This window comes from Vibrio sinaloensis (assembly GCF_000808535.1).
Lineage (GTDB): Bacteria > Pseudomonadota > Gammaproteobacteria > Enterobacterales > Vibrionaceae > Vibrio > Vibrio sinaloensis_D.
This window is the reverse complement of sequence record NZ_JWLV01000012.1, coordinates 211,194-235,838: the sequence shown is the minus strand read 5'-3', so window position 1 is coordinate 235,838 and position 24,645 is coordinate 211,194. Positions and strand designations below refer to the sequence as shown.

The window sequence follows — 24,645 nt, the reverse complement described above, 5'->3', positions numbered from 1 at the left end:
AAATTTACTCTTCGTGAGCTGGAAACAATACTTGGTCGATAAGATCGCATAAGCAATGCAGTGTCACCATATGCACTTCGTGAATTCTCGCCGTTCTGTGAGAAGGAATACGAATTTCGACGTCATTTTCGCCGAGTAAGCCAGCCATTTCGCCACCGTCTTTACCTGTAAACGCGATAATGGTCATGTCGCGTGTCACTGCAGCTTCCATAGCTTTAATGATGTTTTTGCTGTTACCGCTAGTGGAAATCGCTAGCAGGATATCGCCAGCTTGACCGAATGCACGAACTTGCTTGGAGAAAATCTCCTCATAGTGATAATCGTTGGCGACGGCTGTAAGTGTTGTGATATCCGCAGTTAATGCCATGGCTGGTAAACTAGGGCGTTCTGTCTCGAAGCGATTGAGTAGGCAAGAGACAAACTGCTGGGCATTTGACGAAGAGCCGCCATTTCCGCAGCATAGGATCTTGTTTCCGTTCAGTAAGCTTGCAACCATGGCTTGCGCGGCATGAGTAATGGCATCAGGCAGTGCTTCAGCCGCTGCGATTTGAATTTGAATGCTCTCTGTAAAGCTGTCTTTAATGCTATCTAGCATTGATTATCCTTGAGTAATTGCGTTTTTAATCCACTCGACCTGTTTTCCATGCTGATGGATAGCAACGAGATCAAAGCGAAAGTCAGTTGAATAGGCGGACAGGCCATTTTTCATCAACCACACGTTAGCCGCTTTCAAAATTTTTTGTATTTTACTTCGTGTGACGGTCTCAGCTGCGTGGCCAAAAGTTTGCTGGGCTCGATAGCGAACTTCGACAAACACGATGGTGTTGCCATCGCGCATAATAAGGTCGAGCTCTCCGCCCTTAGCGTGAAAGTTTCTCTCAATTAATGAGAAGCCGCAACTGATTAGATGCTTTTCAGCAACGGCTTCGTAGTGTTGCCCTTTACTACGCTTACTTAGCAGCACCGTGCTCAGCCCAGCTAATTTCACGTTGGACTACACAGTTTTCATCGATGGTGAGTATGCCTGTGTTACCGTCAATGGCATAGCCAGGAACAACTTTCATCTGAGGTAATTGTTCCATTAGGCGATACGCGTCCATACCAAGCGCTTGTAGGCGTTTCTTGGCGTTTGAATTGCGAGGCCAAAGTTGATCCATTTGTGCTTTGAGCTCAGCGTTCGGGTGCACAAGTAGGGGAATATCACCATAGCTTACACCGGTCAGGTCTTCATATTGCTGACGACCGCTGTTGCTGCGAGAGTTTGAGTACAGTTTCGGTGGCAGGGTGTCTGGGTTTATTGCAACCTCGATAAATGGTTTGATCAGCGTTAACTCGGCACTATTGGCCACAATGTAGACCGCATCGATATCGCGGCGGCTGCGTGGTTGGCTTTCTAATGAAACATTCAATAGCGCATCCATTTGTGCAATGTGTTGCTGACTATCTTGTAACCCGAAGACTTGGTTAATATTGCGCTGAAGTTGGCGTTTATCGCCAAATAGATTGACGGCGACTTTGTTATTACTGTGTTTTTTCCACTCTGCTTCAAATGCTTCGATGACGCGATCACCGAATCGACCTTGAGGAGCAAGAATTAGCGGGAACTGATAGCCTTGTTTCGCAAGATGTTTTGCTGCTTGAGCGACTTCTTGTTCGGGAGAAAGCGCGAGATAACAGGTGCTTGTACTCGCTTCAATTTCTTCGGGAATGTTTAACGCCAGCATTGGCATCGGCTTGGCAAAATTTTCCTCTGCACGCTGCAGTTTTTCGATGTTGTCTTTGACCAGAGGGCCGACGACAAAATCGATGTTCTTCTCGATGAGTTCCTTTTCAAGCTCTTCGATGGATACGGCATTGGTATCAATGACGGTTAAGGTTGCATTTTCATCACGATCGTCATCATTCATCATTTCCAGAATGAAGCCGTCACGGATTAACTGAGACTGAGTAGCGAACTTGCCGGTTAAAGGCAGTAGAAGCGCGGTATTAACGGGTTTAGTGATCTCTAAAGAGAGAATGTCTTTAATCGATTGTGGCGTGTAAGTTGCCGCTGGGTGGCTAGGGTTATCGGCTAGCCATTGTTCGATAGAAGATTGAAGTTCAGCCAATGAACCCGAAAGAGTTTGGCTGTAGTTGGCCAACGCTAACCAGCCGGAAAATACAGCATCGTTGCTTTGTGGTGACAGCGAAACTTGAGGAGTGGTTGAAACACGCGCGAGATTTGCCCAAATGCTGTCAGCAATAAACTGTTGTTCTGCAACGGCTGCGTAACGACTTTCAAGGCTGAGTTCACGAGCTGCAGCGTAGTAATCTCCCTGTTTCACAAACAATGAGGCGCGAACCTGATGGTATTCCTTCCATTGCTCATCTGCCAGTTGCCAGTTGGTACGGAAGTTGAGCAGTGCAAGCGCTTCATCATGCTGCCCTTGTTTAATCAACAGCTCAGCACGCGCCAATTGCCATTCGGCTTGTTGCATGTTGGTCAAGTTCTGGCGGGAGAGCCGCTTAATTAGCAACTCCGACTGAGTGGTGTCGTCTGCCGCAATAGAAGCTTTCAGAGCCATGATTAACCAATCATTTTGTAAACTGCCAGTGCTGCTGTCTGCACGCATTAGGTAAGTTTGCAGCGGTTGATTTGGATCTAAGGTGATATCAACGGATTGAGGCGTTGATGGACCTGAGCTACAAGCTGTTAATGCAACAGCAAGGGCTACAGGAGTGAGTAAGCGTGTTACACTGAGTCGCTTATGGTTTTTCATGGCCATGAGTTCTTAGTTAATTCCGTATAAAATTGTGTCTATATTAATCGTTGAAGTGATGGTAAACAAATGACAGATAACAAAACCTTACCAACCGAGGTCCCAACTCTCTATATTGTCCCGACTCCCATAGGCAATCTAGGTGATATCACTCAACGCGCAATAGACGTTTTATCTAGTGTGGACCTGATTGCAGCAGAAGATACACGCCATACTGGCAAGCTGTTGTCTCATTTTGCAATCTCGACCAAAACTTTTGCTCTCCATGATCATAATGAACAGCAAAAAGCGCAAGTACTGGTTGAGAAACTTTTAGCGGGCCACTCAATTGCATTGGTTTCTGATGCAGGTACACCATTAATCAGTGACCCAGGGTATCACTTGGTGACAAAGTGTCGTCAAGCGGGCGTTAAAGTTGTTCCTCTACCTGGTGCATGTGCGGTGATTACGGCACTAAGTGCATCGGGTCTGCCGTCTGACCGCTTTAGTTTCGAAGGGTTCTTGCCAGCCAAAAGCAAAGGGCGCAAAGATAAGTTTCTCGAGATTGCGAAAGCAGAGCGCACTTGTGTCTTCTACGAGTCGCCACATCGAATCCTCGATTCTTTGGATGATATGCTAGAGATTCTTGGACCCGATCGCGAAGTGGTTTTGGCGCGTGAGTTGACCAAAACCTTTGAAACTATTCAAGGTATGCCATTGGCTGAGTTGGTTGAATGGGTAAGAGCGGATGAAAACCAACAGCGTGGAGAAATGGCGTTGTTGATTCACGGATACCGTGCGGCGATTGATGACTCGTTACCGGAAGAAGCGACCCGTGCGCTTGGCATTTTAGTGAAAGAGCTCCCACTTAAGAAAGCGGCTGCAATGGCAGCGGAAATATACAATCTAAAGAAAAATGCGCTCTACAAATGGGGCCTAGAGAATCTCGACTAATTGAGCGAGATAATGTGAGTCGAGCTCAAAGGTCTCGACTCATTTTTCTTTAACGACTGCGCTCGTTTTCTGTTCACTTGGCTCTCAGATTTCATCTAATCTGTGATCTCGCTAGACACTTCACTCTGAACTCTATACAATCCGCCCTCGGAGCTGACTGGGTAGCCGCTGCTTTGTTGATGTCCTTCGGGAGACTGACGTTGAGGTCCTTTGGGAGACTGACGTTGACGTCCTTCGGGAGACTGACAAGGGGGAGGAAAGTCCGGGCTTCATAGAGCAAGGTGCCAGGTAACGCCTGGGGGGCGCAAGCCTACGACAAGTGCAGCAGAGAGAAGACCGCCGATGGCCCCTATTTTCGAATAGCGGTGCACAGGTAAGGGTGAAAGGGTGCGGTAAGAGCGCACCGGACGACTAGTAATAGTTCGTAGCAGGGTAAACTCCACCTGAAGCAAGACCAAATAGGCCTCCACATTGCGTTGCTCGCGTAAGGAGGCGGGTAGGTTGCTCGAGCCAGTGAGTGATTGCTGGCCTAGACGAATGGCTACCGCCGCGCAAGCGGATACAGAACCCGGCTTATGTGTCGGCTCCATCTATTCGAGACCCATCGTAACTTTGTTGTTATGATGGGTTTTTTGCTTTTAATTGACCGATTTTATTTTCGAACCATTAAACTTAGCGCAAAATCACGTGTTCTCGCTTGCTAGTGGTGGCGATACGCCATTAAATCAGTACACTGGAAAGTCCGAATTCGTCAATGCGTCAGCCACATGAGATAACTATGACCGAAGCATTTAAACACATATCTGTACTCCTCCATGAATCCATCGATGGTTTAGCGATTAAACCAGACGGTATTTACATTGATGGTACATTCGGTCGCGGTGGTCACAGCCGTACAATTCTGTCTCAACTGGGTGACAATGGCCGCCTCTACAGTATCGATAGAGATCCTCAAGCCATCGCTGAAGCAGCAAAAATTGATGATCCTCGTTTTACTATCATTCATGGTCCATTTTCTGGAATGGCAGAGTATGCCGCTGAGTACGGACTGGTGGGTAAAGTTGATGGTGTATTACTTGATCTCGGTGTCTCGTCCCCTCAGCTTGATGATGCAGAGCGCGGCTTTAGCTTTATGAAGGATGGCCCGCTTGATATGCGAATGGACCCGACGTCGGGGATTCCGGTTTCACAGTGGCTGATGGAAGCGGATCTGGATGATATCACTTGGGTGATCCGTGAGTTTGGTGAAGACAAGCATGCTCGACGTATTGCTAAAGCGATCGTGGCGTACCGTGAAAACGAAGAAAATGAGCCGCTCACGCGTACAGGTCAATTAGCGAAATTGATCTCTGACGCTGCGCCAAAGAGTTTTAAAGAGAAAAAGCATCCTGCGACTCGCGCATTCCAAGCGTTTCGTATTTACATCAACAGTGAGCTAGAAGAAATTGATACCGCGCTAAAAGGGGCGGCAAGCATTTTGGCTCCTGAGGGTCGTTTATCGGTGATCAGTTTCCATTCTCTGGAAGACCGTATGGTGAAGCGTTTTATTCGCAAAGAGAGCAAAGGCCCTGAAGTGCCACACGGTATTCCAATGACCGAAGAACAAATCAAAGCACTCGGCAGCGCCAACATGAAGCCGATCGGCAAAGCCATCAAACCATCCAAGAATGAAGTGGAAGTGAACGCACGCTCACGAAGCTCTGTGTTACGTATTGCTGAAAAACTGTAATTTCCAATGAGCAAGCCTGCGCCTAATCTCGCTAAAATTATTGCACTCGATCTGATTACGGTAGGTCGGGTGCCGTTGGTTTTGTTGGTGCTTATTTTTGCCAGTGCAATGGGGGTTGTTTTTACCACTCACCATACCCGTCAGGCGATCACAGAAAAAGACCAAGCGTTAATGGAGCGGGAACGTTTAGACAATGAGTGGCGCAACCTGTTGTTAGAGGAAACCGCTCTAGCTGAACATAGCCGAGTTCAAGCGGTTGCTAAGCAGGAGCTCGAAATGATGCGTCCTGAATCAGACAAAGAAGTCATTATTCAACTCCCATGAGCAAAAAGAAAGTCACCCCCGCTAAAACTTCAGAAGTGAGTCAACCACCAACGCTTATACGTTGGCGTTTTAACCTTGTGCTTTGCTGTGTTTTTATCGCGTTTTCGGCCTTGGTGGGGCGCATTGCTTATATCCAAATTATCGAACCAGACAATTTGATCAAGCAGGGTGACTTACGTTCTGTTCGTGCAAAAACGTTGCACTCAGCCCGTGGTATTATTTCCGATCGCAATGATGAACCACTTGCTGTCAGCGTGCCCGTTGAAGCGGTTTGGGCCGATCCTGTGACCATCTTTAAAGAAGGTGGATTAAGTGACATAGACCGTTGGCATGCACTTGCCGACGTCCTTGGCATTAAACGCGGTGAATTGATCGAGAAAATCAATCGCAACAAGAAACGTCGCTTTATTTATCTTCAGCGTCAGGTGAGTCCTGCGATGGCGCACTATATTCGAGAACTGAGACTCGCAGGGGTTGGCTTAAAGGCGGAATCTCGTCGTTATTATCCTGCCGGTGAAGTTAGTGCCCACCTTGTCGGTGTGACGGGTATTGATGGCCATGGTCTTGAAGGGGTAGAGAGAAGCTACGACAAGTGGCTCACCGGAGAGGCGGGCAAGCGCATTATCCGTAAAGATCGCTATGGACGCGTTGTTGAAAACATCTCACTGGAAGAGCGTGAAGAGGGTAAACCCTTAAAATTGACGATCGATCAACGTATCCAAGCCATCGCTTATCGAGCGATTAAGCAAGCGGTTGCGGATTATCGCGCGACTTCTGGCTCTGCCGTTATCCTCGATGTGAAAACTGGCGCTGTATTAGCCATGGTGAACGCACCTTCCTATAACCCTAACAATCGTTCTGATTTGCAATCGGCAAAAATGCGCAACCGCGTGATCACCGATGCCTTTGAGCCAGGCTCCACGGTTAAGCCTTTTGTCGTGTTGGCGGCGCTTGAAAATGGCGTTGCCGACGATGATACCGTGATTGATACCGGCAATGGCATCATGCAAATTGGTGGCAGCCGCGTACGTGATACTTCTAAGGTGGGCAAAGCCGATCTTACTACTATCCTTAAAAAGTCGAGCAACATTGGTGTCGCGAAACTGGCGCTTGATATGCCGTTAGAGGCTTTATTAGGAATGTACAGCTCGGTGGGCTTTGGTGAAGTATCGGGTCTTAACTTGGTTGGTGAGACTCAGGGTATTTTCCCCAATCGCCGCCGCTGGTCTAAATTTGAAATCGCGACGCTCTCGTTCGGTTATGGTCTCACCATCACTCCACTTCAGCTTGCCCACGCTTATGCGACATTAGGTAACTTTGGTAAATACCAGCCTATTCACATTATTGAAAATAATGACCAAGACTTCTCAAGACAGGTGATTGACAGTGACAATGCCCATAAGGTTCTTGCTATGCTTGAGACGGTCACTCAACCTGGCGGTACCGCAACAAAAGCGGCAGTACCAGGGTATCGAGTCGCAGCTAAAACTGGTACCTCAAGAAAAGCGATTGCGGGCGGCTATGGTGATGAATACTTTGCCTATACCGCAGGAGTCGCTCCAGCAAGTGACCCGAGAGTGGCACTGGTTGTCGTGGTTAACGAACCACAAGGTGACAACTATTACGGCGGCTCGGTGGCTGGCCCCGTTTTTTCAGAGATTTTAAAAGGCACGCTGCAAATATTGAATGTGGCGCCTGACGAAAACAGATTTAAAGAAAATTAATAGAGACGCTTTATGTCAAAACCGATCGCATTATCGACATTACTTGCGCCTTGGGTGGATATCTCAGCCCATGAATTCCATGACATGGCTATTTCAAACCTAGAGTTGGATAGCCGTAAAATCACCGAGGGTACAACGTTTGTTGCCATCAAAGGTCACACTGTAGATGGTCGACGTTTTATCGAGTCAGCCATCAATCGCGGTGCTAACGCTGTGATTGCACAATCGTGTGAACGTCATCCTCAAGGTGTTTGCTCTATAGAAAGCCGCGTGCCTGTCATTTATATTGATCAGCTCGATCGCAATCTTTCTGCGCTAGCGTCACGCTTGTATACGCTTGGTGACATGAAACTCGTCGGTGTCACGGGAACAAACGGTAAAACAACGATTACGCAAATTATTGCGCAGTGGCTAAATCTAGTCGGTAAGCGAGCAGCCGTATTAGGTACTGCGGGTAATGGTTTTTTAGATGCACTTCAGCCTGCGGTCAATACGACTGGGAGCGCAATTGAAATTCAACACACACTGGTGTCGATAGAGTCTCAAGGTGCAGACTATACGGCGATGGAAATCTCTTCGCATGGTTTGGTTCAAGGTCGCGTAAAAACACTGCCTTTTGCCGCTGGTGTGTTTACCAATTTAAGCCGAGATCATCTTGATTACCACGGCACGATGGAGGAGTACGAGCTCGCTAAACGCTCTCTATTTACCGAGCATCAGTGTGGTAAAGCGATCATTAACGTTGATGATCAAGTCGGTGCCAAGTGGGCAGAGCAATTGCCGGATGCGATTCAAGTCTCTCTTCAACCATTGTCGAGCACTAATGCCGTCTTTGCTTCCCAAGTTGAGTATTCAGAGTCTGGTATCTCACTCGCATTTTCTGGCTGTTTTGGTGATGGTCAGTTTAGCGTGCCTTTAATCGGTGAATTCAATGCGAATAATGTACTGGTCGCCTTTACCACGTTACTGGCGTTGGGAATCGATAAACAGCAACTTATCGAGATGGCAAAACAACTCACTCCCGTCATCGGACGTATGGAGTTATTCCACAACGAAGGTAAAGCTAAGGTCGTCGTAGATTATGCGCATACGCCTGATGCTCTAGAAAAAGCACTGATGGCGCTGAGAGTGCATTGTCACGGCAAACTATGGGCGATCTTTGGTTGTGGTGGCGACCGCGATACCGGAAAGCGTCCAATGATGGCTGAGATTGGTGAGCGACTTGCTGATCATGTTGTATTAGCTGACGACAATCCACGCAGTGAATCGCCGAGTGCGATTGTGGATGACATGCTCGCAGGCATGCGCAATCCGGAGCGAGCGATCGTTGAACACGATAGATTTAAAGCGCTGCAATATGCGCTAGCCAATAGTGAGGTTCACGATATTATCTTGCTTGCGGGGAAAGGTCATGAAGACTACCAAGTGCTCGCCAATGAAACCGTTCACTATTCTGATCGCGAATCAGCTCAGCAACTTTTGGAGCTTAACTAATGATTAGTTTGATGTTATCTCAGTTGGCAGATGAATTAGATGCGCAGTTGGTTGGCAATGATGCAGCCATCAATGCGGTCTCAACAGATACGCGTACAATTGAACCTGGAGCACTATTTGTTGCCTTGGTCGGAGAGCGTTTTGATGCTCACGATTTTGCATTGAATGCGGTAGAAGCCGGAGCAACCGCTTTACTGGTGAGCCGAGCGCTAGACACGCAAACACCGCAGTTGCTTGTCAAAGACACGAAGGCCGCTCTTGGCCAGTTGGGCAAATTTGTACATAAAGTCTGTCAAACTCCGACTGTTGCCATCACCGGCAGTTGCGGCAAAACCACGGTCAAAGAGATGGTTGCTAGCATTATGATGAACAAGGGCCAAGTCCTGTTTACGGCTGGCAACTTTAATAATGACATCGGCGTTCCACTCACACTCCTGCGCTCCACTCCAGAAGACGATTTTGCTGTCATCGAGTTGGGGGCGAACCATATCGGTGAAATTGCCTACACGACTCAGCTAGTTAAACCTGACGTGGCTTTAGTGAATAACGTCGCTGCGGCGCACCTTGAAGGTTTTGGCTCAATGGATGGAGTGAAGCAAGCCAAGGGTGAGATTTATCAGGGGTTGGCCCCGGGGTCCGCCGCCATTGTCAATTTAGACAGTAACGGCGGAGAGTACTGGCAAGCGGTTCTCGCGGATAAGCAGGTCAAAACATTTTCTGTGTTAGATTCTACTGCTGACTATTTTGCTCATAAGATTACGATGAACAATTCTGGTGAGGCGTCATTTGAGCTCCTCAGTCCTATGGGGGCCTTTGAGGTTAAGCTAGGCATTATCGGTCAACACAATGTGGCGAATGCGCTGGCAGCAACGGCACTGGCGTTCGAGTTAGGAGCGTCAATTGAGATGGTTCAGTCTGGGTTACGCCATCTGGCAAAAGTGAAAGGCCGCGTTGAATCTATCGCTTTAACGGAAAAAATAACGCTGATTGATGACAGTTACAACGCCAGCGTACCCGCTATGAAAGCCGCTGCAGACTTGTTAGGCAGCTTTACAGGTGTTCGTTGGTTAATTTTAGGCAATATGGCTGAGTTAGGAGACGAAAGTCTTGCACTTCATCGCCAAGTCGGGGAACATGCTGCCCCATTCAAATTTGAACATGTGCTGACTTATGGCGCTGATGCGAGAGCAATCAGTCAACAATGCCAAGGAAAGCACTTTGATACTCATGACGCTATGATTGAGTTTATTAAGCAGCAGCTACCGTTGCACGATTGCGCGCAAACCTTGTTGGTTAAAGGCGCGAACAGTGCCGGAATGAGTAAGATTGCCGCTGCTTTAAAGGAGATGTATTCATGATCATTTGGCTTGCAGAGCTGCTCCAGCCATATTTTTCGTTTTTCCGTTTGTTCGAATACCTGTCGTTTCGAGCCATTGTCAGTGTATTGACGGCTCTGGGTATCTCTTTATGGATGGGACCGAAAATGATTCGCCGCTTGCAGATGCTGCAAATTGGTCAGGTTGTTCGCAATGAAGGACCAGAGTCGCACTTTAGTAAGCGCGGTACCCCGACAATGGGCGGTATCATGATTCTGGCTGCGATTGTGACCACTGTTTTACTTTGGACTGATTTATCTAACCCTTACGTATGGGCAGTGTTGGCGGTATTAATTGGCTATGGTGCTGTCGGCTTTGTTGATGATTACCGCAAGGTCGTGCGAAAGAACACTGATGGCTTAATTGCTCGCTGGAAATACTTCTGGCAGTCGGCAATTGCGTTAGTTGTTGCCTTTGCTCTGTACGCACATGGGAAAGATACCGCTGCAACTCAACTTGTGGTGCCCTTTTTCAAAGAGATCATGCCGCAACTCGGTTTGATGTATATCGTACTGACTTACTTTGTCATCGTGGGTACCAGTAATGCGGTTAACTTGACGGATGGCTTAGATGGTTTAGCGATTATGCCTACAGTCCTAGTATCAGCAGGTTTTGCCGCTATTGCTTGGGCGACGGGCAACGTCCAGTTCGCCAATTATCTTCATATCCCCTACATCCCTCAAGCATCAGAGTTAGTTGTGGTGTGTACGGCCATTGTGGGTGCAGGTCTTGGTTTCTTATGGTTTAACACCTACCCAGCGCAAGTGTTCATGGGCGATGTCGGCTCACTAGCATTGGGCGGAGCGTTGGGCACGATTGCGGTGTTAGTACGTCAAGAGTTTGTTCTTGTTATCATGGGCGGTGTTTTTGTGATGGAGACATTGTCGGTGATTCTGCAAGTGGGCTCTTATAAACTGCGTGGTCAACGCATTTTCCGTATGGCACCGATTCATCACCATTACGAGTTAAAAGGTTGGCCGGAGCCGCGTGTTATCGTGCGTTTTTGGATCATCTCCATTGTGCTTGTTTTGGTTGGTTTGGCGACGCTAAAAGTACGTTAAGGATAGAAACACGATATGACCATGGACCGCTGGCAAAATATTGAAAGTGTCGTCGTAGCAGGGCTCGGTATTACCGGGCTCTCTGTCGTTAAATACCTCGACAAATTGCCTCACTCTTTAACAATCAAAGTCATCGACACTCGCGATAACCCACCCGGTCAGGAATCACTTCCTAGTGGCGTGGAGTTACATTCAGGCAGTTGGAACACTGACTGGCTCGTTGATGCCGATTTGGTTGTTGCCAACCCAGGGATTGCGTTAGCAACACCTGAAATTCAGTTGGCATTAGCTTCTGGTGTGCCAGTTGTCGGTGATATCGAGCTTTTTGCATGGCAGGTGGATAAACCTGTGATTGCGATTACAGGCTCAAATGGTAAGAGCACGGTCACAGACTTAACCGGCGTCGTTGCGAAAGCGGCGGGGCTAAAAGTCGGTGTAGGAGGCAACATTGGCGTTCCGGCATTGGATTTATTAGCGCAAGAAGCGGATTTATACGTCCTTGAACTGTCGAGTTTCCAACTTGAAACGACGTCTAGTTTATCGCTGAAAGCCGCTGCGTTTTTGAACCTCTCCGAAGACCATATGGATCGCTATGATGGTATGGAGGGTTATCGCCAAGCGAAGTTGAGAATCTTTGATCATGCTGACGCGTGCATTGTAAACGCGGATGATAAAGCGACATACCCGGATGTGGGCGACAAAAAACTAATTGAGTTCAGTCTCAATGGTTCGGCTGACTATCATGTGGCTGAGCATCAGGGGCAAGAGTTCTTGTTTCAAGGTTCGGCGCCGATTATACCATCCAGTGATTTGACGTTAGTTGGCCGACACAACATAGCGAACGCGTTAGTGGTGTTAGCTTTGCTCTCTCAAGTCGACGTTGACCTCTCCTTAGGTTTAGATGTGCTAAAGTCTTACAACGGTCTGACACATCGCTGCCAAGTTGTTGCTGATAATCAAGGCATTAAATGGATCAATGATTCGAAAGCGACGAATGTAGCCAGCACACTGGCTGCGCTTTCTGGTCTTTCGCTGCAAGGTAAACTCTATTTGTTGGTTGGCGGTGTCGGTAAAGGAGCAGACTTTTCTGAACTGGCACCGGTACTCGCATCACTTGATGTTCAACTATGTTGCTTTGGCGAAGATGGCTCCCAGTTTATGCCGTTGCACCCTAGTGCAAAAGATTTTGACAACATGGAAGCGATCATGGCGTGGATTAAGCCTCAACTGCAAGCTGGTGATATGGTATTGCTGTCTCCGGCATGTGCGAGTTTTGATCAGTTTAGTAATTTTATGGCTAGAGGTGATGCATTCACTGAGCTAGCGCTTCGTTACTCGTAAGGATTACCCTGAGCGATGAATTCGACACATTAAATGATATGCAGATAAACAACCCTTTTGCCAGCATCAAACGCTGGATTACCACAGCATCACCGGAAGTCTTGTACGACAGGCAGTTGGTCTGGATCTCGTTGGGTCTGATGCTGACTGGGTTGGTGATGGTGACGTCTGCGTCGTTTCCGATCAGTTCTCGCTTAACTGATCAGCCGTTTCATTTCATGTTCCGACATGCGATTTTTTTGTCTTTGGCTTTGTGTGTCGCGACCGTTGTCATACAGGTCCCTCTAGAGCGATGGCTGAAGTTCAGTATGGCATTGCTGCTTATCTCCGTGGGTTTGCTGTTTGTGGTGCTTGTCGCGGGTAAATCAGTTAATGGTGCTTCCCGTTGGATACCTTTAGGGCTATTCAACCTCCAGCCTGCTGAGGTCGCTAAGCTCTCATTGTTCATCTTTATGTCCGGCTATCTGGTACGTAAGAATGACGAGGTGCGTTCGAGCTTTTTTGGTGGTTTTATAAAGCCGATCATTGTCTTTGGCACGTTAGCGGTTCTATTACTGCTCCAGCCTGACTTGGGCACAGTGGTCGTCATGCTTGTCACCTTATTTGGGATGCTCTTTATCGCTGGCGCGAAAATGACTCAGTTCCTCGCGTTAATGGTCGTTGGTCTTGCCTCAGTTGCGGCACTGATCTATTTCGAACCTTATCGTTGGCGGCGGGTAACGTCCTTTGCCGATCCATGGGAAGACCCGTTTGGTAGCGGCTACCAGTTGACGCAATCCCTGATGGCATTTGGACGAGGAGAGTGGTTCGGTCAAGGCCTCGGTAATTCAATCCAAAAGCTAGAATATCTACCTGAAGCGCATACCGACTTCGTATTTGCCGTACTCGCTGAAGAGCTAGGTTTCGTTGGTGTCGTCCTTGCTTTAGTACTGATCTTTAGCTTGGTCACCAAAGCGATTTTGATTGGCCGCAAAGCATTCGAATGCCAGCAATTGTTTGGTGGCTATTTAGCATTTGGTATTGGAATTTGGTTTGCTTTTCAAACCTTAGTCAACGTTGGCGCCGCTGCGGGCATGGTTCCTACCAAGGGATTAACACTACCCTTAATTAGTTATGGTGGCTCGAGTTTGATTGTCATGTCCGTTGCCGTATCGATATTGTTGCGCATTGACCATGAATGTCGATTGATTAGCCAAGGCAATGATGAAAAACAGTTAGAGAATGATGAAAAAGAATAAACGTTTAATGGTAATGGCGGGTGGAACCGGGGGACATGTCTTCCCTGGGCTGGCTGTTGCCAAACAGCTGCAGTTGCAAGGATGGGAAATTCGCTGGCTTGGCACTGCGGACCGGATGGAGGCTGATCTGGTCCCCAAACATGGCATTGAGATCGATTTTATCCAAGTAAAAGGTCTACGAGGTCAAGGTATTGGTCGGTTGATTAAAGCACCATTTCAAATCATAAACGCGATTATGCAAGCCAAGGCGCATATGAAACGATGGAAGCCTGACGCTGTGCTCGGTATGGGTGGATATGTCAGCGGTCCTGGTGGCGTCGCTGCTTGGTTACTTGGTATTCCAGTTGTTTTGCATGAACAAAATGCGGTCGCAGGATTGACAAACCAATGGTTGTCTAAGATCGCAAAGCGCGTCTTTCAGGCTTTCCCTGGGGCTTTTCCTAAGGCTCCGGTTGTTGGCAATCCAGTACGCGAAGATGTTGTCGCGATAGACCCACCAACGAAGCGCATGGTTGAGCGTGATGATGACATTCGGATATTGGTCATGGGGGGAAGCCAAGGTGCTCAGATCCTCAATCGCACCATGCCTGAAGTGATGGCCAAGCTTGGAGATGGTTATCAAATTCGTCATCAGGCGGGGAAAAACAATCATCAAGAGGTATCTCAAGCTTATCAGCAGCAGAGCGTTAGGCATGCGCAAGTGGTTGAGTTCATCGATGATGTCGCCGAGGCTTATGAGTGGGCAGATCTTCTCGTCTGTCGCTCAGGCGCGCTGACCGTTTCAGAAGTTTCTGCGGCGGGAGTTGGGGCCATTTTTATCCCGTTTATGCATAAAGACAGACAACAAGCTTTAAATGCTGACCACTTAGTAGAATGTGGCGCAGCAAAAATGATTGAGCAGCCAGAGCTCACCGTCGAAAAGCTAGCCATGCAGATCCGCTCTTTGGATCGAGATGCGTTAGTGACGATGGCGACGAAAGCTCGTGAGGCCGCTAAGTTAGATGCGGACAAAGTGGTTGCTGAGGCCATTGTCGCACTAACAAAATAACGAGAAATATTCATGACAATTCAACATACACAAGATTTGGCTCAGATTAGAGCAATGGTGCCAGAGATGCGCCGCGTTAAATGCATCCACTTTATCGGCATTGGTGGCGCGGGGATGAGTGGAATTGCTGAAGTTTTGCTAAACGAAGGCTATCAAATCTCAGGTTCAGACATCGCAGAGAATCCGGTCACTGACCGACTTACTCAGAAAGGCGCAACGGTATACATTGGTCACGCAGAAGAAAACGTGGCACAAGCCAGTGTTGTCGTCGTATCGACCGCGATTAACGAAGAAAACCCTGAAGTCATTGCGGCACGCGCTGCACGTATCCCTGTTGTCCGCCGAGCTGAAATGCTTGCCGAGTTGATGCGCTTTCGTCACGGCATCGCTGTTGCTGGTACACACGGAAAAACCACAACAACGGCACTCGTGACACAAATCTACTCAGAAGCAGGCTTAGATCCTACGTTTGTGAATGGCGGGCTTGTAAAGAGTGCGGGAACGAATGCGCGTTTGGGCTCTAGTCGTATTCTGATTGCTGAAGCGGATGAAAGTGACGCATCATTTCTCCACTTACAGCCGATGGTTAGCATCGTAACCAATATTGAAGCTGATCATATGGACACTTACGGCGGCGATTTCGAAACGCTCAAGCAAACCTTTATCGACTTCCTACATAACTTGCCATTTTATGGTCAAGCCATCGTGTGTATCGACGATCCCGTTGTAAGAGAGTTAGTGCCTCGCATTAGTCGACAAGTGATTACCTATGGTTTCTCAGAAGATGCGGACGTGCGTATCGACAACTATCGCCAAGAAGGTCAGCAAGGGAAATTTACTGTCATTCGTGAAGGAAAGGCGGACCTTGAGATTACTCTGAATATTCCAGGCCGTCATAATGCGTTAAATGCTTCAGCAGCAATTGCTGTGGCAACGGAAGATGATATTTCTGATGAAGCAATCTTAAATGCGATGGCTGGAACACAAGGTACGGGGCGTCGCTTCGATCACTTAGGCGAATTCGAAACGGGTAACGGTAACGCGATGCTGGTGGACGATTACGGGCATCACCCAACAGAAGTCGACGTTACGATCCAGGCTGCACGTAATGGGTGGGAAGACAAGCGCCTAGTGATGATTTTTCAGCCTCACAGATACAGTCGTACTCGTGACCTCTATGATGACTTTGCCAACGTGTTGGAGCAGGTTGATGTGTTGATCATGTTGGATGTCTACTCTGCCGGCGAGAAACCCATTGCGGGCGCGGATGGACGTGCGTTATGTCGAACAATTCGGGGGCGTGGAAAACTCGACCCAATATTTGTTCCCGATAGTCAGTCTTTACCCTCTGTGCTTGCTAATGTGCTACAAGATGGTGACCTAGTACTGACGCAAGGTGCGGGAGATGTCGGTAAGGTGGCTAAACAGCTTGCGGCTTTTGAGTTAAATATCGATAAGATGCTTAACGCCTAGTAGGAAAGTCAGGTTTTTGGGTATTTGACACACTTATTGCATTTTAAGTGGTGATTTCTCAATATCAGTGTTTGATACTTTTAATCTCAACAGTATAATCCGAAGGTTAAAGTAAGTGCTTTTGCCCCTTTTATACGAAATGAGATAGGGAATCGATCAGCGAGCTAACGGCAAGGACTATGGACTTTGATTAAAAGTGCTTTTAATGAAGGCCCTCGTTTAACTTCGAGTCCTCTAGTCAAAGAGCATGCCTTTGGGGCGAGCTTTTTACTGGTGGTCTTATTGTTAATAGGCTCTCTCCTTTACTCGACCGTTTCTTGGATGTGGGATGACCAGCGTCTGCCATTGTCCAAAATCGTACTTCAAGGCGATTTGCATTACGTCTCTGCCAATGATGTCCAATTCGCTTTTTCGCGCTTGGAACATGTGGGCACATTCATGTCGCAGGATGTGAATGTGCTGCAAGACGTAGCCGAATCTATTCCTTGGGTATCTCATGCTTCAATCCGTAAACAGTGGCCAGACACCGTAAAAGTGTTTCTGACTGAGCACAAAGCCGAAGCGATTTGGAATGGAAATAGTCTGCTCAATAGCGAAGGTCTGCTGTTTAACGGTGACTTGGGTCAAGTTGAAGGGGAACGCGTCAAGCTTTACGGACCAGAAGGGACAAACGAAGAAGTATTGTCAGTATGGCGAGAGCTTGAACCGAAGTTTGAGGCACTGAGTTTATCGATTACCTCACTGGTTCTTAATGATCGAAGAGCGTGGCAAGTTATATTGGATAATGGCATCCGCTTAGAGCTCGGTAAAGAATCACTTGAAGAGCGAATCGAACGCTTTTTTGCGTTGTACAAGAATTTAGGTAGTGCAGCTGAAAGGGTGAGCTACATAGACCTCAGGTATGATACGGGAGCTTCCGTTGGATGGTTCCCAGAACAAGAGTTAGAACAAGAGAATACAGATGACTAAGACCGCTGATGACAACATTATTGTTGGTCTTGATATAGGCACTGCAACCGTATCGGCTCTGGTAGGTGAAGTATTGCCTGATGGTCAAATTAATATAATTGGTGCCGGAAGTAGTCCATCTCGGGGGATGGATAAAGGTGGAGTGAACGATCTTGAATCGGTGGTTAAATCGGTGCAAAGAGCGGTGGATCAAGCAGAGCTTATGGCGGAATGCCAGATAAGCAATGTGTTCATCTCTATCTCTGGTCGTCACATTGCGAGCCGTATAGAAAAAGGCATGGGAACCATCTCTGATGAGGAGGTCTCTCAAGAAGATATGGATCGAGCTATCCATACCGCAAAGTCGATCAAAATTGGTGACGAACAGCGCATTTTGCATGTTATTCCACAGGAATTCACCATCGATTACCAAGAAGGAATCAAAAATCCACTAGGTTTATCAGGAGTACGCATGGAAGTTAGCGTGCACCTGATCTCTTGCCACAATGATATGGCGAGAAACATTATTAAAGCGGTTGAGCGTTGCGGACTCAAGGTCGAACACCTTGTATACTCTGGCTTGGCGTCAAGTAATGCAGTGATCACTGAAGATGAGCGCGAACTGGGCGTATGTGTTGTTGATATCGGTGCTGGTACTATGGATGTCTCCATATGGACAGGCGGCGCGCTAAGACACACTGAAGTTTTCTCGTATGCTGGTAATGCAGTAACGAGTGACATTGCATTTGCATTCGGCACTCCAGTAAGTGATGCTGAAGAGATAAAAGTAAAATACGGCTGCGCGTTAAGCGAGCTAGTTAGCAAGGACGATACGGTTAACGTTCCAAGTGTTGGAGGACGACCTTCCCGCAGTTTGCAAAGACAGACTTTGTCGGAAGTGATTGAGCCTCGCTACACCGAACTTATGGGATTGGTTAACCAAACTATCGATTCTGTTCAAGAAAAGCTACGTGATGATGGGATTAAGCATCACTTGGCTGCTGGCGTTGTACTGACAGGCGGCGCAGCGCAAATTGAAGGGTTGGTAGAGTGTGCGGAGCGAGTGTTCCGCAACCAAGTTAGAGTCGGTAAGCCTTTAGAGGTCAGCGGCCTGACAGATTACGTTAAAGAGCCGTATCATTCTACGGCGGTTGGTTTACTTCATTACGCGCGTGACAGTCAAATTAATGAAGATACTGAATACAACGAGCCAGCTCGTGCTTCAGTAACTGGATTGTTTGGTCGTTTGCGTAATTGGATACAAAAAGAGTTTTAACCTGAGCAGCAGGAAAAACGGAGATAACACATGTTTGAACCGATGATGGAAATGTCTGACGACGCAGTAATCAAAGTCGTTGGGGTTGGTGGCGGTGGCGGTAATGCCGTTGAACACATGGTACGTGAGTCCATCGAAGGTGTTGAGTTCATTAGTATTAATACTGATGCTCAGGCGCTTCGTAAAACCAGTGTGAATAGCGTTATTCAGATTGGTGGCGATATGACCAAAGGACTTGGTGCAGGTGCAAACCCTCAAGTAGGTCGTGACGCAGCTCTCGAAGATCGCGATAGAATTAAAGATGAGCTCGATGGTGCCGATATGGTATTTATCGCAGCTGGCATGGGTGGTGGTACTGGTACAGGTGCTGCTCCAGTGATTGCGGAAGTCGCAAAAGAGCTGGGCATCTTGACTGTAGCAGTGGTTACTAAACCATTTAGCTTCGAAGGTAAGAAGCGTCTTGCATTTGCTGAGCAGGGTATTGAAGAACTTTCTAAGCATGTGGATTCATTAATCACGATTCCTAACGAGAAGCTTCTGAAAGTACTGGGTCGCGGTATTACCCTTCTTGAAGCTTTTGCTAGCGCGAATGATGTACTGAAAAATGCGGTTCAAGGTATTGCAGAGCTAATTACGCGTCCTGGTATGATCAACGTCGACTTTGCAGACGTTCGTACCGTGATGTCGGAAATGGGTCACGCGATGATGGGCAGCGGCGTTGCTAAAGGTGAAGACCGAGCAGAGGAAGCCGCAGAAATGGCAATTTCTAGCCCGCTTCTAGAAGATATCGATCTGGCTGGTGCACGTGGCGTACTTGTGAACATCACTGCAGGTTTAGACATGCGTCTAGATGAGTTTGAAACTGTGGGTAACACAGTTAAAGCGTTCGCTTCTGACAATGCAACTGTGGTTATTGGTACATCACTTGATCCTGATATGGCGGATGAAATTCGTGTAACAGTGGTTGCGACTGGTATTGGTAACGAGAAGAAGCCAGATATCACGCTAGTAGCTGGCGGTAAGGCGAAAGTTGCTCCAGTAGCACAGCCTCAAACTCAACCACAAGCGGCACCGGCACCACAAGCAAGTGTCAATAAAGTGGAAGAAAAACCGGCACCAACTTTGCATGAGAAACCTCAGGTGACTCCTCAGCCGACGACAACACCAACAAGTTCTGGTGCAGGTCAAAGTGCAGCACCTAAGGCAGACAAAGAAAGCGGTTATCTCGATATTCCAGCATTCTTACGTCGTCAAGCGGATTAATCAGTTACACTATAATTTGACAGTGTTCAAAATTATGGTAGCATACGCGGTCAATATCGATTATTGACCGTCATTTGTGGCATTTTACTGAGGCAAAGTAGATGATCAGACAACGTACTCTGAAAGAAATAGTGAAAACAACTGGTGTGGGGCTCCACTCTGGTCGTAAAGTCACGCTTACTCTTCGCCCTGCCGCTGCAAACACTGGCGTAATCTACCGACGTACAGACGTCAATCCTCCTGTTGACTTCCCTGCTGATGCGATGTCAGTACGTGACACCATGTTATGTACTGCTTTAGTTAACGATGAAGGCATTCGAATCTCAACCGTTGAGCACCTAAATGCGGCTCTAGCGGGAATGGGAATTGACAACATCGTAGTAGAAGTCGATGCTCCTGAAATCCCGATTATGGATGGCAGTGCGAGTCCGTTCGTTTTCTTGCTGCAGCAAGCGGGTATTGAAGAGCAAAACGCGCTTAAACGTTTTATTCGAATTAAGAAGCCAGTTCGCTTTGAAGATGGCGATAAATGGGCAGAATTTCTTCCATTCAATGGTTTTAGAATGGATTTTGAGATTGAATTCAACCACCCAGCTATCGACTCAGACGAGCAGCGCTTGTTGTTTGACTTCTCTTCTAAAGGGTTTGTGAAAGAAATTTCACGTGCACGCACATTCGGCTTTATGCGAGATATTGAGTACCTTCAATCACAAAACCTTGTGTTGGGTGGTAGTTTTGATAACGCGATCGTGCTCGATGAATACCGTATTCTGAATGAAGAAGGTTTGCGCTTCGAAAATGAATTTGTAACGCACAAAGTTCTTGATGCGATTGGTGATCTTTACATGTGTGGTCATCCAATCATCGGTGAGTTCCGAGCGTTCAAATCCGGTCATGGTCTTAACAACCAATTGTTACGTGCAGTACTGGCTGACCAAGAAGCGTGGGAATGGGTCACATTCGAAGAAGATGCGACATCGCCGGTTGCGTTTGCTGAACCAAATATGGTTTTAGCATAACCCCTTATTACAGTGAAAAAGCCAGACGTTTGTCTGGCTTTTTTGTGCCTGCTATTCAGGCTTTTTGTTTGCTAATTTTGCAAGGCTCTCGAGTCTTGCTTTTACTTTTGGCGATGCGCCATCGGCAATCATTGCTAAGTATTGGGCTGCAGTTTCAGAGATAGGGTCACGTTTTTTTGAGGCCTTTTCTTCGTTAGATAACTGACGAGAACGATAGAGCTCAGGGTTAATTTGCACACTAACTGCCATTAATCTGGCGAATCCTCTAGAGCGGAGTTGGTTTAGGATGGATAAACGCTCGTAGTCGATCTTCATTTTGATCGCTGCACTGGCCACTTCTATCACCAATTGACCATCACGAATATTTGCCACACGGCAATGATCTTCCGTTCCTCGCGGTAAGATCGTTTTTAGTTCTTTGTTGATCATCATGATCTCTTTTGCGTGCTGTTGCAGCTGAGAGAGACGAGATTCTGCTAATATTTCGTCGCCAAGGGTTGGACGGTGATCTCTCATGGTGAGCCTCTTATCATGCTATTAAAGACATTTTAGTGAATGAGTTTCGAGGAAGATAGCGAAATCTCTTTTATCTTGATGCTACCCGCCGGGCAAACTTCCATCATATAACTCGAAAAAATAAAGAGTGCTTCAAACAAATCACCTTGTTATTGGTTGTTGCTAGCAAAATTTCATACACTAAGCGCCACTTATCGATACACAAGCCTTGAAATCTATAGTTCTCATCACAATATCTGAGGAAAGTGATTTATCTCAGTATTCTTAGTTCAAAACTGTTAGAGACTGAAGGCATTAAAAGTAGATCGGGCCCGATCTGAATAAAGAGAGATTCATAGCAAATGATAACTAAGCTACTGACAAAGGTAATTGGCAGTCGCAATGACCGAACACTGCGCCGCCTGAGAAAAATTGTAAAAGAGATCAATAATTACGAGCCAACGTTTGAAGCGTTGAGTGATGAAGAATTAAAAGCCAAAACTGTTGAATTCCGTCAGCGCTTAGAACAGGGTGAGACCCTAGATAAACTACTACCAGAAGCATTTGCTACTGTTCGTGAAGCATCAAAACGTGTTTACGGCATGCGTCACTTTGATGTTCAGCTTATAGGCGGTATGGTTCTTAACTCTGGTCAAATTGCAGAGATGCGTACCGGTGAAGGTAAAACACTAACTGCTACACTACCAGCCTACTTAAATGCGCTACCGGGTAAAGGTGTTCATGTTGTAACCGTGAACGACTACCTTGCAAAGCGTGATGCCGAGACAAACCGTCCACTATTTGAATTCTTAGGTATGACCGTTGGCGTAAACGTGCCAAATATGCCACCTCAAGAGAAAAAAGAAGCGTACCAAGCGGATATCCTATACGGCACAAACAACGAGTTTGGCTTTGATTACTTGCGCGATAACATGGCCTTCCGTGCTGAAGATCGCGTTCAACGTGACCGTTTCTTTGCTGTCGTGGATGAGGTGGACTCGATTCTAATTGATGAAGCTCGTACGCCTCTGATCATCTCAGGTCCTGCCGAAGACAGCTCAGATCTTTATACGCGCATCAACACCCTTATCCCTAATCTTCAGCAACAAGATAAAGAAGATTCGGAGGAATATCGTGGTGATGGTCACTACACGGTGGATGAGAAATCTAAACAAGTTCACCTTACTGAAACAGGCCAAGAGTTTGTTGAAGAGTTAATGGTTAAAAATGGACTGATGGAAGAAGGGGACACTCTTTACTCTCCTGCGAACATCAGCCTGTTGCACCATGTAAACGCTGCATTGCGTGCGCATGTGTTGTTTGAAAAGAACGTTGACTACATCGTCAATGAAGAGGGTGAAGTCGTCATCGTTGATGAGCACACCGGTCGTACAATGCCAGGACGTCGCTGGTCTGAAGGTTTACATCAGGCGGTAGAGGCGAAAGAAGGCGTTAAGATTCAAAATGAAAACCAGACGCTAGCATCGATTACTTTCCAGAACTACTTCCGTCTCTACGAAAAACTGTCTGGTATGACGGGTACCGCGGATACAGAAGCGTTTGAGTTCCAATCGATTTACGGCCTTGAAACGGTAGTTATTCCTACCAACAAGCCGATGATTCGTGACGATATGCCAGATGTGGTTTATCGTACTGAAGCTGAAAAGTTCGACGCTATCATCGAAGATATTAAAGAGCGCGTTGCTAAAGGTCAGCCTTCGCTAGTGGGTACGGTTTCTATTGAGAAGTCAGAGTTACTATCAAACGCGCTTAAGAAAGCGAAGATCAAGCACAACGTCCTAAACGCTAAGTTCCACGAGCGCGAAGCGGAGATTGTTGCTGAAGCGGGCACACCAGGTGCGGTAACAATCGCAACGAACATGGCTGGTCGTGGTACGGATATCGTACTAGGTGGTAGCTGGCAAGCGAAAGTTGAAGCGTTACAAGACCCTTCACAAGAGCAAATTGATGCGATCAAAGCTGAATGGAAAGTCGTCCATGATCAAGTGCTAGATGCTGGTGGTTTACATATTATTGGTACAGAGCGTCACGAATCACGTCGTATCGATAACCAGTTACGTGGTCGTTCGGGTCGTCAAGGGGATGCTGGCTCATCTCGTTTCTACCTCTCAATGGAGGATTCTCTGTTACGTATCTTCACCTCTGATCGTATGGCGAGCCTAATCCAGAGTGGTATGGAAGAAGGTGAAGCGATCGAGTCTAAGATGCTGTCTCGTTCAATCGAAAAAGCTCAGCGTAAAGTGGAAGGTCGTAACTTCGATATCCGTAAACAGCTACTTGAGTACGATGATGTTGCGAACGACCAACGTAAAGTGGTTTACGAGCTTCGTGATGAGCTGATGAGTGTTGAAGACATCAGTGAAATGATCGATCACAACCGTCAAGACGTGCTTACTGCGGTAATTGATGAGTATATCCCACCTCAGTCGTTAGAAGATATGTGGGATATCGAAGGGCTGCAAGAGCGCTTGAAGAACGATTTTGATCTTGATGCGCCAATCAAGCAGTGGCTTGAAGAAGATGATAAGCTTTACGAAGAAGCGCTTCGTGAAAAAATCATCACTACGGCAGTTGAGGTGTACAAGCAGAAAGAAGAAGTGGTCGGTGCACAGGTACTACGCAACTTCGAGAAATCTGTCATGCTACAAACTCTCGACACGCTTTGGAAAGAGCACTTGGCGGCAATGGATCATCTTCGCCAAGGTATTCACTTACGTGGCTACGCGCAGAAGAACCCGAAACAAGAGTACAAACGCGAGTCGTTTGAACTATTTGAAGGTTTACTTGATGCATTGAAGTCTGATGTGATTACAATTCTTTCTAAAGTGCGTGTTCAGCAGCAAGAGGAAGTTGAGCGCATGGAAGCTCAACGTCGTGCGCAAGCAGAAGAAGCTGCTCGCCGTGCTCAAGCGCAGCATGCTGCCGCTGAAAACCAGTTGGCAGATGGCGATGAATCTTCTGAAGGGGCTCATCAGCCAATGGTTCGTGAAGAGCGTAAAGTTGGCCGTAACGAGCCTTGCCCATGTGGTAGTGGTAAGAAGTATAAGCAGTGCCACGGCAAAATCGCATAAGGTTTGATGAATCGTTGCTGTAACGCATAGCTTCATGCAAACTTATAAAACT

General features: G+C 47.2%; 20 protein-coding genes and 1 other RNA gene. 17 read left to right on the top strand and 4 right to left on the bottom strand.

Annotated features, from left to right (window positions below; genetic code table 11):
* Positions 1 to 4 precede the first annotated feature (4 nt).
* The 3 genes from RJ47_RS09840 to RJ47_RS09830 are packed head-to-tail and all read right to left on the bottom strand — an operon-like array spanning position 5 to position 2,765.
* Entirely contained in the window at positions 5 to 595 is a 591-nt protein-coding gene (locus tag RJ47_RS09840; protein WP_005476318.1) for a phosphoheptose isomerase, read from the bottom strand.
* Positions 596 to 598: 3 nt separating this feature from the next.
* A complete protein-coding gene (locus tag RJ47_RS09835; RefSeq protein ID WP_082016333.1) occupies positions 599 to 964 on the bottom strand; it encodes a YraN family protein in 366 nt (121 codons plus the stop codon).
* Complete coding sequence (locus tag RJ47_RS09830) at positions 951 to 2,765, bottom strand: penicillin-binding protein activator (protein WP_039483535.1); 1,815 nt, start codon at positions 2,763 to 2,765, stop codon at positions 951 to 953. The genes RJ47_RS09835 and RJ47_RS09830 overlap by 14 nt, the downstream gene beginning before the upstream one ends.
* A 63-nt stretch (positions 2,766 to 2,828) precedes the next feature.
* Here RJ47_RS09830 and rsmI point away from each other — a divergent pair, with 63 nt between their 5' ends.
* From rsmI to lpxC, 16 genes are all read left to right on the top strand, one after another.
* Positions 2,829 to 3,692 (top strand): 16S rRNA (cytidine(1402)-2'-O)-methyltransferase, encoded by an 864-nt coding sequence (gene rsmI, locus RJ47_RS09825; protein WP_038139690.1) that lies wholly within the window; start codon positions 2,829 to 2,831, stop codon positions 3,690 to 3,692.
* Between the two features lie 149 nt (positions 3,693 to 3,841).
* Positions 3,842 to 4,284, top strand: an RNA gene (gene rnpB / locus RJ47_RS20690) — RNase P RNA component class A.
* 186 nt (positions 4,285 to 4,470) lie between these two features.
* Positions 4,471 to 5,421 carry a 16S rRNA (cytosine(1402)-N(4))-methyltransferase RsmH gene (rsmH, locus tag RJ47_RS09820; protein ID WP_038139688.1) on the top strand — a complete coding sequence of 317 codons (951 nt, stop codon included), beginning with the start codon at positions 4,471 to 4,473 and terminating at the stop codon, positions 5,419 to 5,421.
* Positions 5,422 to 5,427: 6 nt separating this feature from the next.
* The gene (gene ftsL, locus RJ47_RS09815) at positions 5,428 to 5,745 is read left to right on the top strand and encodes a cell division protein FtsL (RefSeq protein WP_039483530.1); all 318 of its coding nucleotides are present in this window, start codon (positions 5,428 to 5,430) and stop codon (positions 5,743 to 5,745) included.
* Positions 5,742 to 7,469 carry a penicillin-binding transpeptidase domain-containing protein gene (locus RJ47_RS09810; RefSeq protein ID WP_038190840.1) on the top strand — a complete coding sequence of 576 codons (1,728 nt, stop codon included), beginning with the start codon at positions 5,742 to 5,744 and terminating at the stop codon, positions 7,467 to 7,469. Before ftsL ends, RJ47_RS09810 begins: the two co-directional genes overlap by 4 nt.
* A 12-nt stretch (positions 7,470 to 7,481) precedes the next feature.
* A complete protein-coding gene (gene murE / locus RJ47_RS09805) occupies positions 7,482 to 8,963 on the top strand; it encodes a UDP-N-acetylmuramoyl-L-alanyl-D-glutamate--2,6-diaminopimelate ligase (protein ID WP_039483527.1) in 1,482 nt (493 codons plus the stop codon).
* Complete coding sequence (locus tag RJ47_RS09800; protein WP_039483524.1) at positions 8,963 to 10,321, top strand: UDP-N-acetylmuramoyl-tripeptide--D-alanyl-D-alanine ligase; 1,359 nt, start codon at positions 8,963 to 8,965, stop codon at positions 10,319 to 10,321. Before murE ends, RJ47_RS09800 begins: the two co-directional genes overlap by 1 nt.
* Positions 10,318 to 11,400 (top strand): phospho-N-acetylmuramoyl-pentapeptide-transferase, encoded by a 1,083-nt coding sequence (gene mraY / locus RJ47_RS09795; protein WP_005476334.1) that lies wholly within the window; start codon positions 10,318 to 10,320, stop codon positions 11,398 to 11,400. The genes RJ47_RS09800 and mraY overlap by 4 nt, the downstream gene beginning before the upstream one ends.
* A 15-nt stretch (positions 11,401 to 11,415) precedes the next feature.
* On the top strand, positions 11,416 to 12,741 hold the full coding sequence (murD, locus tag RJ47_RS09790; protein WP_197058133.1) for a UDP-N-acetylmuramoyl-L-alanine--D-glutamate ligase: 1,326 nt from the start codon (positions 11,416 to 11,418) through the stop codon (positions 12,739 to 12,741).
* A gap of 38 nt (positions 12,742 to 12,779) precedes the next feature.
* Positions 12,780 to 13,979 carry a cell division protein FtsW gene (ftsW, locus tag RJ47_RS09785; protein WP_038139680.1) on the top strand — a complete coding sequence of 400 codons (1,200 nt, stop codon included), beginning with the start codon at positions 12,780 to 12,782 and terminating at the stop codon, positions 13,977 to 13,979.
* The gene (gene murG / locus RJ47_RS09780) at positions 13,966 to 15,027 is read left to right on the top strand and encodes an undecaprenyldiphospho-muramoylpentapeptide beta-N-acetylglucosaminyltransferase (RefSeq protein WP_039483520.1); all 1,062 of its coding nucleotides are present in this window, start codon (positions 13,966 to 13,968) and stop codon (positions 15,025 to 15,027) included. The genes ftsW and murG overlap by 14 nt, the downstream gene beginning before the upstream one ends.
* Positions 15,028 to 15,039: 12 nt before the next feature.
* A complete protein-coding gene (gene murC / locus RJ47_RS09775) occupies positions 15,040 to 16,500 on the top strand; it encodes a UDP-N-acetylmuramate--L-alanine ligase (RefSeq protein ID WP_039483516.1) in 1,461 nt (486 codons plus the stop codon).
* A 186-nt stretch (positions 16,501 to 16,686) separates the two neighbouring features.
* Positions 16,687 to 17,469 (top strand): cell division protein FtsQ/DivIB, encoded by a 783-nt coding sequence (locus RJ47_RS09770; RefSeq protein WP_038139674.1) that lies wholly within the window; start codon positions 16,687 to 16,689, stop codon positions 17,467 to 17,469.
* A complete protein-coding gene (ftsA, locus tag RJ47_RS09765) occupies positions 17,462 to 18,724 on the top strand; it encodes a cell division protein FtsA (protein ID WP_005476324.1) in 1,263 nt (420 codons plus the stop codon). The genes RJ47_RS09770 and ftsA overlap by 8 nt, the downstream gene beginning before the upstream one ends.
* Positions 18,725 to 18,754: 30 nt before the next feature.
* Positions 18,755 to 19,987: a cell division protein FtsZ gene (ftsZ, locus tag RJ47_RS09760; RefSeq protein WP_038139672.1), complete on the top strand. Its 1,233-nt coding sequence runs from the start codon at positions 18,755 to 18,757 to the stop codon at positions 19,985 to 19,987.
* A gap of 101 nt (positions 19,988 to 20,088) precedes the next feature.
* Positions 20,089 to 21,006 (top strand): UDP-3-O-acyl-N-acetylglucosamine deacetylase, encoded by a 918-nt coding sequence (lpxC, locus tag RJ47_RS09755; RefSeq protein WP_038139670.1) that lies wholly within the window; start codon positions 20,089 to 20,091, stop codon positions 21,004 to 21,006.
* A gap of 51 nt (positions 21,007 to 21,057) precedes the next feature.
* Here the strand turns inward: lpxC and RJ47_RS09750 are convergent, their stop codons facing one another.
* The gene (locus RJ47_RS09750) at positions 21,058 to 21,522 is read right to left on the bottom strand and encodes a DUF721 domain-containing protein (RefSeq protein ID WP_005473484.1); all 465 of its coding nucleotides are present in this window, start codon (positions 21,520 to 21,522) and stop codon (positions 21,058 to 21,060) included.
* A 341-nt stretch (positions 21,523 to 21,863) separates the two neighbouring features.
* Here RJ47_RS09750 and secA point away from each other — a divergent pair, with 341 nt between their 5' ends.
* The gene (gene secA, locus RJ47_RS09745; RefSeq protein WP_039483512.1) at positions 21,864 to 24,593 is read left to right on the top strand and encodes a preprotein translocase subunit SecA; all 2,730 of its coding nucleotides are present in this window, start codon (positions 21,864 to 21,866) and stop codon (positions 24,591 to 24,593) included.
* The last annotated feature ends 52 nt before the right edge of the window (positions 24,594 to 24,645 follow it).